Source organism: Rhizobium sp. NLR8a, assembly GCF_019685235.1.
Taxonomy (GTDB): Bacteria; Pseudomonadota; Alphaproteobacteria; order Rhizobiales; family Rhizobiaceae; genus Rhizobium.
In genome coordinates this window covers 189,547-202,662 of the sequence record NZ_JABDWI010000012.1, presented here as the reverse complement: position 1 = coordinate 202,662, position 13,116 = coordinate 189,547, and the positions used below count along the sequence as shown (strand labels likewise).

14 protein-coding genes and 3 pseudogenes are annotated in these 13,116 nt (G+C 61.2%); 8 read left to right on the top strand and 9 right to left on the bottom strand.

The annotated features are described in order from the left end of the window. Nucleotides 1–46 precede the first annotated feature (46 nt). The 6 genes from mctP to HJC04_RS23400 all read right to left on the bottom strand — a co-directional run bounded on the left by mctP (nucleotide 47) and on the right by HJC04_RS23400 (nucleotide 4,553). Nucleotides 47–1,522 carry a monocarboxylate uptake permease MctP gene (gene mctP, locus HJC04_RS23420; protein WP_210633443.1) on the bottom strand — a complete coding sequence of 492 codons (1,476 nt, stop codon included), beginning with the start codon at nucleotides 1,520–1,522 and terminating at the stop codon, nucleotides 47–49. Continuing rightward, nucleotides 1,512–1,709, bottom strand: coding sequence for a DUF3311 domain-containing protein (locus HJC04_RS23415; protein WP_007539443.1), 198 nt, complete (start codon nucleotides 1,707–1,709; stop codon nucleotides 1,512–1,514). Before HJC04_RS23415 ends, mctP begins: the two co-directional genes overlap by 11 nt. Nucleotides 1,710–1,721: 12 nt before the next feature. Then, a complete protein-coding gene (locus tag HJC04_RS31930) occupies nucleotides 1,722–1,853 on the bottom strand; it encodes a hypothetical protein (RefSeq protein ID WP_259668926.1) in 132 nt (43 codons plus the stop codon). A gap of 101 nt (nucleotides 1,854–1,954) precedes the next feature. Next, nucleotides 1,955–2,626 carry a response regulator transcription factor gene (locus tag HJC04_RS23410; protein WP_210633444.1) on the bottom strand — a complete coding sequence of 224 codons (672 nt, stop codon included), beginning with the start codon at nucleotides 2,624–2,626 and terminating at the stop codon, nucleotides 1,955–1,957. After that, the gene (locus tag HJC04_RS23405) at nucleotides 2,623–4,008 is read right to left on the bottom strand and encodes a cache domain-containing protein (RefSeq protein ID WP_210633445.1); all 1,386 of its coding nucleotides are present in this window, start codon (nucleotides 4,006–4,008) and stop codon (nucleotides 2,623–2,625) included. The genes HJC04_RS23410 and HJC04_RS23405 overlap by 4 nt, the downstream gene beginning before the upstream one ends. An 80-nt stretch (nucleotides 4,009–4,088) precedes the next feature. After that, on the bottom strand, nucleotides 4,089–4,553 hold the full coding sequence (locus HJC04_RS23400) for an Lrp/AsnC family transcriptional regulator (protein WP_221147260.1): 465 nt from the start codon (nucleotides 4,551–4,553) through the stop codon (nucleotides 4,089–4,091). A 162-nt stretch (nucleotides 4,554–4,715) separates the two neighbouring features. Here HJC04_RS23400 and HJC04_RS23395 point away from each other — a divergent pair, with 162 nt between their 5' ends. From HJC04_RS23395 to HJC04_RS23370, 8 genes and pseudogenes are all read left to right on the top strand, one after another. Continuing rightward, nucleotides 4,716–5,495 (top strand): ABC transporter ATP-binding protein, encoded by a 780-nt coding sequence (locus tag HJC04_RS23395; protein WP_221147259.1) that lies wholly within the window; start codon nucleotides 4,716–4,718, stop codon nucleotides 5,493–5,495. 47 nt (nucleotides 5,496–5,542) lie between these two features. Next, nucleotides 5,543–6,316: a transporter substrate-binding domain-containing protein gene (locus HJC04_RS23390; RefSeq protein ID WP_210633447.1), complete on the top strand. Its 774-nt coding sequence runs from the start codon at nucleotides 5,543–5,545 to the stop codon at nucleotides 6,314–6,316. A gap of 12 nt (nucleotides 6,317–6,328) precedes the next feature. Further along, nucleotides 6,329–7,054: an ABC transporter permease gene (locus HJC04_RS23385; RefSeq protein WP_210633448.1), complete on the top strand. Its 726-nt coding sequence runs from the start codon at nucleotides 6,329–6,331 to the stop codon at nucleotides 7,052–7,054. Nucleotides 7,055–7,066: 12 nt separating this feature from the next. Continuing rightward, nucleotides 7,067–7,756 (top strand): ABC transporter permease, encoded by a 690-nt coding sequence (locus HJC04_RS23380; RefSeq protein ID WP_221147258.1) that lies wholly within the window; start codon nucleotides 7,067–7,069, stop codon nucleotides 7,754–7,756. A 73-nt stretch (nucleotides 7,757–7,829) separates the two neighbouring features. Then, complete coding sequence (locus HJC04_RS23375) at nucleotides 7,830–8,738, top strand: homocysteine S-methyltransferase family protein (protein ID WP_221147257.1); 909 nt, start codon at nucleotides 7,830–7,832, stop codon at nucleotides 8,736–8,738. Nucleotides 8,739–8,885: 147 nt separating this feature from the next. Further along, nucleotides 8,886–9,065: pseudogene (locus HJC04_RS31925) on the top strand (VapC toxin family PIN domain ribonuclease); the annotation flags it as partial. Nucleotides 9,066–9,076: 11 nt separating this feature from the next. Then, nucleotides 9,077–9,172: pseudogene (locus HJC04_RS31920) on the top strand (succinoglycan biosynthesis protein exoi); the annotation flags it as partial. Between the two features lie 458 nt (nucleotides 9,173–9,630). Then, nucleotides 9,631–9,944, top strand: a pseudogene (locus HJC04_RS23370) (succinoglycan biosynthesis protein exoi). A gap of 510 nt (nucleotides 9,945–10,454) precedes the next feature. On the opposite strand, the gene HJC04_RS23365 reads toward HJC04_RS23370, so the two are convergent. The 3 genes from HJC04_RS23365 to HJC04_RS23355 are packed head-to-tail and all read right to left on the bottom strand — an operon-like array spanning nucleotide 10,455 to nucleotide 13,109. Continuing rightward, complete coding sequence (locus HJC04_RS23365) at nucleotides 10,455–11,225, bottom strand: ABC transporter ATP-binding protein (protein WP_221147256.1); 771 nt, start codon at nucleotides 11,223–11,225, stop codon at nucleotides 10,455–10,457. A gap of 9 nt (nucleotides 11,226–11,234) precedes the next feature. After that, on the bottom strand, nucleotides 11,235–12,218 hold the full coding sequence (locus HJC04_RS23360) for an ABC transporter substrate-binding protein (RefSeq protein WP_210633453.1): 984 nt from the start codon (nucleotides 12,216–12,218) through the stop codon (nucleotides 11,235–11,237). Nucleotides 12,219–12,257: 39 nt separating this feature from the next. Continuing rightward, nucleotides 12,258–13,109, bottom strand: coding sequence for an ABC transporter permease (locus HJC04_RS23355; protein ID WP_210633454.1), 852 nt, complete (start codon nucleotides 13,107–13,109; stop codon nucleotides 12,258–12,260). Nucleotides 13,110–13,116 lie beyond the last annotated feature (7 nt).

Here is a 13,116-nt window from a genome sequence, read left to right as displayed (position 1 = left end):
GCATAAAGCGACGAAGGGCAGCATTTGCTGCCCTTCGCGTTTTCAGCTATGCGCGGGCCGTCGCCCTGGCCGGAAGCAAGGCGTTGACCATGATTGCAACCGCGATGTTTGCCGCAAGCGCCAGCAGCCCGGTATAGACGGTGAAGGGTTCGCCGCCGAGGCTGATCAGATGCAGAGGCTTCCAGCCGGCATCCCAGACCAGGAAGGTGCCGCCGCAGAAGCCGACGAACCAGCCGGCAAGCAGGCCGGGTGCGCGGAACCAGTTGGTATAGAGGCCGAAGACGAGCGCCGGGAGCGTCTGCAGGATCCAGATGCCGCCGAGCAGCTGCAGGTCGAGTGCGAATTGCGTCGGCAGGAAGATGATGACGAGAAGCGCGCCGACCTTGACGACGAGCGACGTCACCTTCGCCACCTTGGCCTCGCCCGCATCGCTGACTTTGGGATCGACATAGGCTTTCCAGAAATTGCGGGTGAAGAGGTTGGCTGCGCCAATGCTCATCACCGCCGCCGGCACCAGTGCGCCGATGGCGATCGCCGCAAAGGCGAAGCCGGAGAACCAGCCCGAAAACAGCGTCTTGAACAGCGTGGGAACGACGTCGTTCGCACTGTCGAGCTTCAGGTTGGCAGCGTGCCCCATATAGCCGAGCAGCGCCAGCAGGCCGAGCAGCAGCGTATAGGCGGGCAGCATGATCGCGTTCTTGCGGATCGTCTTGCCGCTGTTGGAGGCGAAGATGCCGGTCAGCGTATGCGGATACATGAAGGCTGCGAGCGCCGAACCGAGAGCGAGTGTGGCATAGGCGACATATTGGTTGCCACCGAGCAGCAGATTACCGGAGCCCTTGGCCTGGAAAGCCGCATCGGCTGAGGCGAAGACATTCGCATAACCGCCGAGCTTTGATGGGATCAGCGCGACCGCTGCGATCACCACGATATAGATCATGATGTCCTTGACGAAAGCGATCAGCGCCGGTGCGCGCAGGCCCGCCGAATAGGTGTAGAGCGCCAGCACGATGAAGGCGATTGCCAGCGGCAGTTCGCCATGCAGCCCGAGCCCCTTCAGGACCGCCGTCATGCCGACGAGCTGCAGGGCGATGTAGGGCATGGTGGCGATGACGCCCGTGGCCGCGACGGCGAGTTCGAGACCGCGCGATCCGTATTGGCCATGGACGACGTCGGCCGCCGTGACATAGCCGAAATCTTTGGCGCGTTTCCACAGGACCGGCATGACCATGAAGACGAAGGGATAGACGACGATCGTATAGGGTAGCGCGAAGAAGCCGTAGGCGCCGACCGTGTAGACCAGCGCCGGCACGGCGATCACGGTATAGGCTGTATAGAAATCGCCGCCGACGAGGAACCAGGTGATCCAGGTGCCGAAGTTGCGGCCGCCGAGGCCCCATTCATCGATATGGGCGAGGGTCTCGGGCTTGCGCCAGCGGCTGGCGACGAAGCCCATGACGGTGACAAGGGCAAAGAAGAAGATGAAGACGGCAAGCGCCGTGCCGTCGATGTCAGTCGTCATGGCGAACGCTCCGATAGGCGATCCAGGTCAGCGTCGCGGTGATCGGCACCCAGAGAAGCTGATACCAGTAGAAGAAGGGAAAGCCGAAAAGCGACGGCTCACGGAGATTGTAGAATGGCGGCCAGAGCAGCCCTATGTACGGAATGATCAGCAGCCAGAGCGCTGCCTTGCTACGTGGTTTTTCCATGTCGGATACCTTTCAGGCGACGCGGGCGGCGATCGCCATGTTCCAGTTGTCGGCGTGGAAGGCGGGTCTGTCAGCCGGCGGCCGCGGCGAGCCCGGTTCGGATCGCTCGACCTTCCCGGCCGATCGAAGGCTGATGTAACGCATATGAATTCCTCCCAACGACTGACACTTGGCCAGCCGCGGATGGAGTCCTATGGCGTCGGTTTTGTCCTCACAAGATGGGCGCGGGGCCGAAATGCCGGGGCCTACCCAGAAGTGGGTAGGCGCGGATTTCCGCTGATTTTCGAGACGATACCGTGATCGAGCGCATAGCGGATGAGGCCGGCCGTGGTGGCGATGCCGAGCTTCTTCTTGAGGTTCTTGCGGTGCGTTTCCGCCGTCGCGGCGGTTATTCCGAGCGCTTCGGCGATCTCCCTGTTGCTGCTGCCGGCAACGATCAGCCCGAGAATGTCGCGCTCGCGAGGCGTCAGGGGATCACTGCCCTCTTCCGCGCGTTCGCCCATCAGCGCGTCGAAGACACCCGAGGAGAAATAGGTGCCCCCCGCAGCCACGGTGTCGATAGCCGAGACAATCTCGTCAGTCGAAACATCTTTGAGCACGTAACCGGCAGCGCCATGCATGACCGAGGAGGAGATATATTCGCGGCTGTCATGCATGGAGAGCATGACAACACGGGCCTGGGGAAGCTCGCTCCTGAACAGTTCGATCGCATCGATACCGCTGAGTTTCGGCATGTTGATGTCCATCAGCACCACCTGCGGCTGGACCTGCCGGGCGATGTCGAGACCCGTTTGGGCAAGCCCTGCGGTGCCGGCGACTTCGATATGATCGAAGGTTTCGAGCACGGCTTTCAGCCCGTCCAGCACCAGCGGATGGTTGTCGATCAGGAGCACCTTGATTTTCGGGCGTTCGGTCATGCGGCTTCCGCCTGCTTGCCGACGGGCAGATTGGCCGATCTCGGCATCATCGCCGTCAGCGTCGTGCCGGACTCGCTGCTGTTGATAAGCAGCAGGCCGCGGAAGTGGGCCATCCGCTCCTGCATGTTGCGCAGCCCGAGCCCTGATTCGCCGTCTGCGCCGTCCTTGCTGCCGTCGAAGCCGGTGCCGTTGTCTGAAATCGTCATGCGGGCGCGGCCGCCGTCGCTCCAGAGCTTCACCGAAAGCTTCGAGGCGCCCGAGTGCCGCTCGACATTGTTGAAGGCTTCCTGTGCGACGCGATAGAGGGCAGTGTTGGCCTCGGCTTTCAGCGTGCCGGTAAAGCCTGAAGCGTCGATATCAGTCTCGATCCCCGTGCGCTCGGCGAAATGATGACAGAGCGCCTCCAGCGCGGCTGTCAGGCCGAGATCGTCGAGCACGCGGGGGCGCAGATCGTGCGACAGCCGCCGGATTTCCTTGATGGCGCCGTTTAGCGCCTCGACACCACGGTCGATGGTCAGCGCTGCATCGTCGACGTTGGTCCTGACCTTGCGGCCGGCGAGATCCATCGCATAGCGCACCCCGAGAAGATTCTGGGAAATGCCGTCGTGCAGCTCGCGGGCGAGCCGCGCGCGTTCTTCCTCCTGGGTATCGATGACCCGCTGCGTCAGCTCCTTGAGTCGGCCGTCGGCCATACGGCGCTCATGGAAGGTCAGCAGCATGCAGGTCGTGAAGACGACGAGCACCGAAGGTACGGCAATCAGCGCGACGATGACGAAGGTTCGTCTGATGTTGGCGCGCATCACGGCGTTGGCGGCCGCACTCTGGGCAAAGACATCGTCGAGATAGACGCCGGTTCCCACCACCCAGCGCCATTTGTCGAGGCTGACGACGAAGGAGAGCTTGTCGGCAACCTGCCCGGTCGAGGGTTTCTGCCATTTATATTGATGCAGGCCGCCGCCGGCCTTTGCCGTGGCGATCAGCTCGGCAATGACCTTGTCGCCGTCAGGATCGGTAAGATCCAGCCAATTCTGCCCATGCCGGAAGCTCTGGCGCGGATGAACGATATTGTTGCCGTCATAGTCATAGACGAAGAAATAGCCGTCCCTGCCGTAATCGAGCGAGGTCAGAATTTCAGCCACCTGCTGCTTGGCGGCTTCGTCGTCGGGACCGGCCTTATCATAGATCGCTTGGATGGCGGACAAGGCAAGATTGGTCAGGTTGAGGATTTCGGTTTCCTTTGTCTTCAGCATGTTCTGCTCGAACGTGTCGATGCTGTTCTTTGCGAGATTTGCCGATTGCCAGGTGATGAAGGTGGTGATCGCGAGGATCGAGATGACGAGCGGAACGATCGCCAATGCGATGATCTGGTGTCGTAGCGTCAACGGTCATTCCTCCCAAGGATCTGCGCCCGGAATTATGCCCTTTGCCCGATCTGAGTCCAGTCGCTTGCCCGGGCGCGATCCTATTCCGGCGGCACGAACAGGCCGAGCTTGACGTCGCGCAGCACGACATTGGTGTGCATGCGGCGGATCTGCGGATTGTCAGCCATGATGAGGGCGGCGATATCGTCATAATGCTCGACGTCGCGGGCGGTGACGATCGCGATCAGATCGACCGCGCCGGTGACGTAATAGACCTGCTGGATATGATCCTGTTTTTCCGCCCAGACGCGGAACTTCGCCAAGGCGTCGTAATTGTCCCGCTCGATCTCCATCCCGACGATGAACACCATCGATGTTCCCGTCGCCTTCCGGTCGAGGACGGCGACCTCCGCTTTGATGATCCCTTCCTCGCGCAGGCGCTTCAACCGCCGCTGCACGGCCGAGACCGACAACCCCACCCGTTCGGCGATCGTTTCGGCCTTCAGCTGGCAGTCGCGCTGAACGATATCGAGAATGTCACGATCAAAACGATCCAGCTGTTCCATTGTCCAGTCCATTTCGGTGTTTCGCGGCTCATGCGTTCTGCCTGATTTGCCGCATGAGAAAGATTATTTTGCACATTAAATGCAGAAGAGGCAGAAATTGCGCGAAAAAACCGCGCAACTTTATCATTATCCTTCGCAAACTCATTTCAGCCGGACCCATGCATGTCGGATCAGTCCATTCCTGCTCTTCGCGTCGAAGATCTTCATAAAAGCTTCGGCTCGCAACAGGTTCTCAAGGGTATTTCGGCTGAGGCCCATAAGTCTGACGTCATCTCCATTATCGGCTCGTCCGGTTCTGGCAAGAGCACCTTCCTCAGATGCATCAATTTTCTGGAAACGCCGGATCGCGGCCGCATCGCCGTGAACGGCGAGGCGGTCGCTCTGAAGACCGGTCGCGGCGGACGGCTGCAGCCGCAGAGCTGGCGGCAGATCGAGCGGCTGCGAACCGGGATCGGCATGGTCTTTCAGAGCTTCAATCTCTGGGCCCATCGGACCGTGCTGGAAAACGTCATCGAGGCGCCGGTGCATGTCATAGGCGTTTCCAGGCGCGAGGCTATCGAAAAGGCGGAAGCCCTGCTGCACAAGGTCGGGCTCTTCGACAAGCGTGATGCCTATCCCGCCTTTCTCTCCGGCGGCCAGCAGCAGCGCGCGGCGATCGCAAGAGCGCTCTGCGTCGATCCCGCCGTCATGCTGTTCGATGAGCCGACATCGGCGCTCGATCCCGAACTGGTTGGCGAGGTGCTGAAAGTCATCCGCGATCTGGCGGAAGAGGGCCGGACCATGCTGATCGTCACGCATGAAATGCGCTTCGCCCGCGACGTCTCGAGTCGCGTCCTCTTCCTGCACCAGGGTCGGATCGAGGAGGAAGGCACGCCGGAGCAAGTCTTCGGGGCACCTGTCAGCGCCCGCTGCCGGGAATTCACTCGTCTCAGCGCCCACTGAACCGCCATCGAGCCATCACCACAACACGAACCAGGAGAATCCTGCGAATGAAACTGCTCCCCACGCTTTTCGCCGGCGTCGCATTTGCGCTTTCCGCCGTCGCGGCACAGGCCGACGTCCGCTTCGGCGTCATGAACGAATCTTATCCGCCCTTCTTCGCCAAGGACGCTTCGGGCCAGTGGCAGGGATGGGAAATCGATCTGATGAATGCCGTCTGCGAAGAGATGAAGGAGAGGTGCTCGATCGTCGAGATCTCTTGGGATGGCCTCATTCCGGCTCTTGAGAGCAAGAAGTTCGACGTGATCTGGTCGTCGATGTCGAACACCGCGGAACGCTCGAAGGTGATCGACTTCACCGATAAATACTACAACACGCCGAGCACGCTGATCGGCCCCAAGGATCAGAAGCCGGGCGCCACGGCAGAGGACGTGAAGGGCAAGACCATCGGTATCCAAGTGTCGACGATCCAGTCGGAATATTACAAGAAGTATTTTGCCGACGTCGCCGAGGAAAAGACCTACCAGACACTCGACGAGGCTTTCCAGGATCTCGCCTCCGGCCGCATCGATTACGTCTTCGGCGATTCGCTGGCGCTTGACGCCTTCCTGAAAAGCGATGCGGGCAAGGATTGCTGCGCCAACATGGGCGATGTCGCCGACGACAAGGAGATCCTTGGGGCTGGCGTTTCCGGCGGCCTGCGCAAGGAAGATACGGAGCTGAAAGCCAAGCTGAACAAGGCGATATCAGCGGTTCGCGCCAACGGTCAGTACGACGCGATCACCAAGAAGTACTTCGACTTCGATATCTACGGCGCGAAGTAAGCACTTCTAGAGATGGCGACCGCGCAACAAGGCATTCTGGACCTGCTGTCCCCCTATCCTCCGGGATGGGGCGGCGTTCTCTTGGCAGGTGCAGTCTCCACGGTCGCCATCTCGGCCTGCGCCTTTGCCGTCGGTCTGCTGCTCGGCACGGGCGGCGCGCTGGGAAAGCTTTCGGGCAATCCAGTGCTCCGCCTGCTGCTTGATTTCTATACCACCGTCATTCGCGCTGTTCCCGAGCTGATCCTGATCGTCGGGCTCTATTATGCCGGCACCGACGGCCTCAACCGGCTGCTGGCGGCTTTCAATCTGCCGCCGCTCGAGGTGAACGGTTTCGTCGCCGCCGTCGCCGTGCTCGGCTTCGTGCAGGGCGCCTATATGACCGAGGTGCTGCGCGGCGCGATCCTCGCCATTCCCGTCGGCCAGATTGAAGCCGCCAAGGCTTTCGGCATGGGACCGGTGCTGCGGTTCCGCCGCATCCTGCTGCCGGCGCTGTTGCCGAACGCGCTGCCGGGGCTTGCTAATTTGTGGATGTCGGTGACCAAGGATAGCGCGCTGGTCGCCGTCGTCGGCTATCAGGAACTGGCGCTCGCCACCCGTCTCGCCGGGGCAAGCACCAAACATTACTTCGTGTTTTTCCTCGCCTCGGCTCTTCTCTATCTCGCCATCACACTCGCTTCCAACGTCGTCTTCAAACTGATCGAAGGGCGGGTGCGGCGGGGACAGCCGCGTCTGGCCTGAAGAAAGCGCGCCATGAGTTTCACCTGGATCTCCTCCTATTGGCCGCTGCTTCTGACGGGCGCCTGGCAGACCGTAGCGCTGCTGGTCATATCAGTGGTGCTCGGTTTCGTGATCGCCATCGGTCTCGCTTTCGCACAGGTCAGCGGCGGCAGGCTGACGCGGCTTGCCGCCCGCGGCTACTGCACCTTCTTCCGCGGCACGCCACTGCTGATCCAGCTTTGGCTCCTCTATTACGGGGTCGGCTCGCTGCTGCCGATGATCCCTGGCATCCGCCAGAGCCTGTTTTGGCCGATCCTGCGCGAGGGGTTTTTCTTCGCTTCCGTCAGCTTCACGCTGAATTATGCGGCCTATGAGGCCGAGGTGCTGCGCGGTGCGCTGCTTGCCGTTCCCAAGGGCGAGCTTGAAGCCGGTCGGGCCTTCGGCCTGTCGCCCTGGAAGCTAACCCGCCGTATCTGGTTGCCGCGCGCCATTCGCATCGCCCTGCCGACCATTGCCGGAGAGATCGTCATGCAGCTCAAGGCGACGCCGCTCGCCTTCACCGTGACGGTGATGGATCTCTACGCCGTCGCCAACAAGGTTCGCCAGGACACGTTGCTCGTCTACGAACCGCTCATCGTCGTCACCCTCTTTTATCTCGCCCTGACCGCCGTTATCGCCCGCGTCTTTCGAGGTCTCGAAGCGCAGGTGCCGGTTCGCCGCTAGGCGGAAGCTCGCCACTTTATTTTGAAAAGCCCGCCGCCGATGACGGCGCGACAGCCTGGATGGAGACTACCTCATGAGCACAACGCGAATTCTCGATGGCGGCATGAGCCGCGAGCTTCTGCGGCTGGGCGCCGAACTGAAGCAGCCGGAATGGTCGGCGCTGGCGCTGATGAATTCGCCCGACATCGTGCGGGAGGTACACAGGGAATTCATCGCCGCCGGCTCTGAGATCATCACGACGAACAGCTATGCGCTCGTGCCCTTCCATATCGGTGAAGACCGATTTCAGCAGGAGGGGCCTGCTCTGATTCGCCTTGCCGGGCGCCTGGCGCGCGAGGCTGCCGATGCCGTGACCGGCCGGAGAGTGCTGGTCGCCGGCTCGCTGCCACCGATCTTCGGCTCCTACGAGCCTGAGAATTTCCAGCCTTCCCGGGTGCAGGACTATCTCAAGGTGCTGGTCGAAAACCTCGCTCCCTTCGTCGACCTGTGGCTCGGCGAGACTTTGAGCCTGATTGCCGAGGGCGAGGCCGTCCGCGAGGCAGTGGCGGCATCGGGCAAGCCGTTCTGGATTTCGTTCACACTGGCGGATGACGAGGCGGCGACCAGGGGCGGCGTGCCTAAACTCCGCTCCGGCGAAAGCGTCGAGGAGGCGGCTTCCTGGGCGGTGTCGTCGGGTGCTGAGGCTTTCCTGTTCAATTGCAGCAAGCCGGAGGTCATGCAGCGCGCGGTCGAGACGGCGGCACGGGTGTTCCGGGAGAGGAATGCGCAGATCGAAATCGGCGTCTATGCCAATGCCTTCGAAGGAGAAACGGGCGAGGCAGCCGCCAATGAAGGCCTGCACGATACCCGTAATGACCTGAACGACGACGCCTATTCGCGCTTTGCCTGTTCCTGGGCCGAAGCGGGTGCCACGATCATCGGCGGCTGCTGCGGCATCGGCGCTGCCCATATTCATCGCCTCAGAAGGACGCTTTCGCGCTGAGGCGATATCTTGGCCGCGGGTGACGGTCGCCGTGCCGCCGCTCAGCCCTTGATTGTTTCGAGCATATTCATGTGATGATGGCGCAGGTCGCCCATTCCGCCTCGGCGACGGGCGTCTGTCACTTCTTTCGCGAAGCTTGCCGTTCACCCATTCGCGGTGGCTTGGGGAGATCTGATGGGCCATGCAAAGCGGAGCGGCCGTGGCTTATCGTCGATGGATGGGTTGATCGCTGCGACCGCGGTTGCTCACGATCTTGCCCTTGCGACGCGCAACACCAGGGGCTTCGAAGGTTTTGGAATCGAGCTCGTGGATCCATGGGTCGGGTGAAACGCTGTTAGGGCAACATCTCCATCGAGACGGGCGAGCGCATCTTCCATGTGCCGGTGCAGCGATATTACGAGCAGACGAAGATCAGCCCAAAGTTGGGCCGCCGGCCGGCGGAAATCGAAATCGTAATGTGCGAAGATGGCCTGAACTCGAAAGGCCCCTTGCACAGCGGCGTTCATTTCTGGACGTATCGCCCGGCTTTCGCGGTCGATCGTCGAAATCGCTAAGTAAGAAATTGCGCAGACATTAATGCGCCCTAAGGAGACTTCGCCGGCGATCTGGATCGATCTCACCTCTCCGAGTCCAATCACGGTCCATTGACCCGCTTGAAGTTTCCCCGTTTCCGCTCAAAGCGATGCACCGCCCGACACTCGGGCGCTGTTTTTCGCCAGTGACGCGATGATCGCGTCAAGTCGCTGAGATTGTTTTCCGCGTCGACCAATGCCGCTCTGCGGTCGTCAGCCGCGAGCCCTCCTACGGCGCCGTGTCAGATAAGCTCTTTTGGATAGATATTCGCCGTGCCCTAGGGGGTTACAGTCTCCGCCCGAAATGACGGAGATGGGGCATGCGTCACAATAATCGCAATCCGCAGAGATCAGTGCTGTTCGAGGCGCCGGGGTTGCTCATCGGCGCTCTCGCATTTGGCGCCGCCGGCGGCTGACTGTCAGCGACTTGCTCGCCTTATGGAGCACTTCAGGCCGCTCCGGACAGTCGTTCAGGATCAAGGGCAACATCCCCATCGAGACGAGCGAGCGCATCTTTCATGTGCCGGTGCAGCGATACTACGAGCAGACTAAGATCAACCCCAAGTACGGAGAACGGCGGTTCCGCTCGGAATTCGGAGCTTGGGCCGCTGACTGGCGGAAATCGAAATCGTAGTGAGCGGAGAGGACAACACGCCATCGCACACGCCGCTCGTCAACACCAGTAACGACTGGTGCGAATAAATCCTCAATAAGAGATCGATGCACGGAACCTTACCGATCCTATCTTATTGTATTAGCAGGAAAGCACGGGTGTTCCTCCTGTGCGATCCGTGTTGCAAGACTTGCCCCGTTTCGGCGGGGCTTTTTTGTCCGGCATCGTACCGGAACTGCATTGGGACAACGAAGTTGACTCACCGGATCGCGGGCGAGAGGTAGTAACTTCGGATCGCACATGCCTTTCACCTAGCGATCCACCCCATCCAAGAGTTGGGTCGTGCGGAGGCAATTTTCCCGTCCGCTCCCAAGCGACGCTCCGGACGGCCCGACACTTTCGACGATCTCACCTCATTTCACGAAGCCATCGGCAAACGAATCATAAGAACTGCCCCAGCTGTGCGGCCGGAGCTGTCTTCATTCCTCTATCCCATTTGCGAGTTGCTAACGGCTGCCCGCAAAGCATCCGTCAATGCAATCCAAATAGGTTCAGCAGTTGCTCACGGTGGCGGACGAATTCCGTCGCGCTGCGGTCGCGGGGTCGGGGCAGATCGATGTCGATCAGGCGCGGCTCGGCTCCTTTTTCCCGTGGCAGGATCAGGATCCGGTCGGCGAGATAAATCGCCTCCTCGAGATCGTGCGTGACGAGAATGGTCGTCACATCCTCATCGCGCCAGATCCGGGCGAGCTCCTGTTGCATGCCGATCTTGGTCATCGCGTCGAGCGCACCAAGTGGTTCGTCGAGCAGCAGGATTTCGGGCTGGACGACAAGTGCGCGGGCGATGCCGACGCGCTGCGCCATGCCTCCCGAGAGCTGCCGGGGGTAGGCGGCTTCGAATTGCTGCAGGCCGACGAGCTTGACGTAGCGGCGCGCCCTCTCCCTCGCCTGTTGACGCGTCAGACCTCTCGTTTCCAGGCCGAATGCCACGTTGTCGAGTACATCAAGCCAGGGAAGAAGGCGCGGCTCCTGGAAGATGACGGCGCGTTCGGCGCCGACTCCTCGTATTGCCTTGCCGTCGACGAGCACCTCTCCGGTATCGGAATCCTCAAGTCCGGCCAGAACCCTGAGCAGGGTCGTCTTGCCCGAACCGCTGGCGCCGACGATGGCGAGGCTTTCGCCGGAGCGGATATGGAGATTGATATCCTTCAGAACCTGCAGCGGTTTGCCGTTCAGCTTGTAGGATTTGGAGAGGCGACGGATCGTCACCTCCCCGCGGCGAATGTCCTCAGCGACGCTCATCACGCCTCCTCAATTGCTCGCCGGTTTGGCGTCGGCCGTATAGAGGATGTCCTTGGCCGCCAGTTGGCCCTGCTTCAGTTTGCCTTCGCGAACCAGCACGTCGATCCAGAACTGGATGTCGCGCTCGACCGGGAGACCGCCGGCGCGCACGCCGTAGCCGCGGAAATACTGTGCGATATCAGCGTTCTCGCCGCGTTCGGCTAGCGCCTTGGCCAGGATCTTCTTGGTTTCCTCGGGATGCTCGCGGGCATAGTCGAGGGCGCGGGCCGACTGTTCGACGAAGATTTTCGAGGCTTCCGGATGTTGCTTGATGAAATCGCGGCGCAGGACGACGAAGCCGCCGGCGATGTCGCCAAGTACGTCGGTATCGTCGAAAACCGGGCGCAGGCCGCCGTTCTTCAGCGCTGCACCCTCGAAGGTTGTCTGCCAATAACCGAAGGCGGCGATATCGACCTGCTTGGAGCGCAGTACCTGTTCGAGCTGCGGCCCGGGAACGACGACCTGGTTGGCGGAGTCGCTCGGCAAACCGACCGAATGCAATGCCTCGCGGATCGTGTAGTCAAGATGCGCGCCGAGCGTGTTGACCGCGATGCTCTTGCCGACGATGTCCTTGATCGTTTTGATCGGGCTGTCTTCCAGCACGTAGAAGGTCGACTGCACCTCGTCATTGATGCCGTTCGACGGATAGGCGGCGACGAAGTCGTTGCCGCCGATAATCGAATTGAGGACGGCGGAGGTGGCGGCGCTGCCGATCTCGACATCGCCGGACGCCAGGGCGATGAGAGAGGCCGGTCCGCCCTGGGCATAGCCGACATTCTCCAGTGTGATGCCCGTGCCGTCGAAATAGCCGAGTTCGGCGGCAAGTTCATGGGCGGCAAGACCGCCCTGGCTAGCGAGGTAGCGCAGCTTGACCGTGTCGGTGGCTGCGGCCGGCGTGGCAAGACCGAGAGCGATCACAGCCGGCAGAAGAAGATTGCGGGGGTGGAATGTCATGGAATATCCTTTCGGAAGAGGAGATTTGCGGGAAGCGGGTTACGTGCTCGGCTGAGACCAGCGGCAGAGACGGCGCTGCAGGAGAACGAGCAGGGCATTCGCGGCAAGCCCGAGGAAGGCGAGCAGCAGGATCGCCGCAAACATCAGCGGGATCTGGAAATTGTACTGGGCGTTCATCACCTGAAAGCCGATGCCCTTGTTGGCGCCGATCATCTCGGCAGCGATCAGCAGCAGAAGCGCCGTAGTCGCCGAAAGTCGCAAGCCGACGAAAATCGCCGGGACGGAGGCCGGCAGAATGACGCGGCGAAAGACGGTCAGCGGTCCGGCGCCATAGGTGCGAGCCATTTCGATGAGCTTCTTGTCCACTTCCTTGACGCCGCCGATCGTCGAGAGCAGCACGGGAAACAGTGTCGCCCAGAAGATCACGAATATCTTGGAGGTTTCACCGAGCCCGAGCAGCAGGATGAAGACCGGATAGAGAGCCAGCGCCGAGGTCTGCCGGAAGAGCTGCAGGATCGGGTCGAGCGCCTGTTCAACCAGGCGGAATTGGCCCATGAACAGGCCGAGCGGAATACCGACAACGACCGCGAAGGCGAAAGCGGTTCCGGAGCGCTGCAGGCTGATGGCGATGTCATCGAGCAAGGCGCCATTGGCAAGATTGGTCCACAGCGCCGACAGGATCACGTTCAAGGGCGGGAAGACGGCGGGATTGATCCAGCCCCTGGTGCTCGACACCTGCCAGAGCACGAGGAAGCTGATGAGCAGACCGTAGCGCGGCAGAAATGCCGCGAGCACTCCGCGCACATGGGAAACCAGAGGAGAACTACTGCCTTTGCTGCTTTTCAGACGGTCGAAGCTTCTCGGAAGAGCCTGGTTGATTTCGTAGGCCATGGATTTC

Bases quoted from the DNA above. Each gene is read 5' to 3' on its own strand.
- HJC04_RS23410 (WP_210633444.1), bottom strand. From the start codon at position 2,626: ATGACCGAACGCCCGAAAATCAAGGTGCTCCTGATCGACAACCATCCG.
- HJC04_RS23355 (WP_210633454.1), bottom strand. From the start codon at position 13,109: ATGGCCTACGAAATCAACCAGGCTCTTCCGAGAAGCTTCGACCGTCTG.
- HJC04_RS23390 (WP_210633447.1), top strand. From the start codon at position 5,543: ATGAAACTGCTCCCCACGCTTTTCGCCGGCGTCGCATTTGCGCTTTCC.
- HJC04_RS31930 (WP_259668926.1), bottom strand. From the start codon at position 1,853: ATGCGTTACATCAGCCTTCGATCGGCCGGGAAGGTCGAGCGATCCGAA.
- HJC04_RS23415 (WP_007539443.1), bottom strand. From the start codon at position 1,709: ATGGAAAAACCACGTAGCAAGGCAGCGCTCTGGCTGCTGATCATTCCG.
- HJC04_RS23380 (WP_221147258.1), top strand. From the start codon at position 7,067: ATGAGTTTCACCTGGATCTCCTCCTATTGGCCGCTGCTTCTGACGGGC.
- HJC04_RS23400 (WP_221147260.1), bottom strand. From the start codon at position 4,553: ATGGAACAGCTGGATCGTTTTGATCGTGACATTCTCGATATCGTTCAG.
- mctP (WP_210633443.1), bottom strand. From the start codon at position 1,522: ATGACGACTGACATCGACGGCACGGCGCTTGCCGTCTTCATCTTCTTC.
- HJC04_RS23385 (WP_210633448.1), top strand. From the start codon at position 6,329: ATGGCGACCGCGCAACAAGGCATTCTGGACCTGCTGTCCCCCTATCCT.
- HJC04_RS23395 (WP_221147259.1), top strand. From the start codon at position 4,716: ATGTCGGATCAGTCCATTCCTGCTCTTCGCGTCGAAGATCTTCATAAA.
- HJC04_RS23365 (WP_221147256.1), bottom strand. From the start codon at position 11,225: ATGAGCGTCGCTGAGGACATTCGCCGCGGGGAGGTGACGATCCGTCGC.
- HJC04_RS23360 (WP_210633453.1), bottom strand. From the start codon at position 12,218: ATGACATTCCACCCCCGCAATCTTCTTCTGCCGGCTGTGATCGCTCTC.
- HJC04_RS23375 (WP_221147257.1), top strand. From the start codon at position 7,830: ATGAGCACAACGCGAATTCTCGATGGCGGCATGAGCCGCGAGCTTCTG.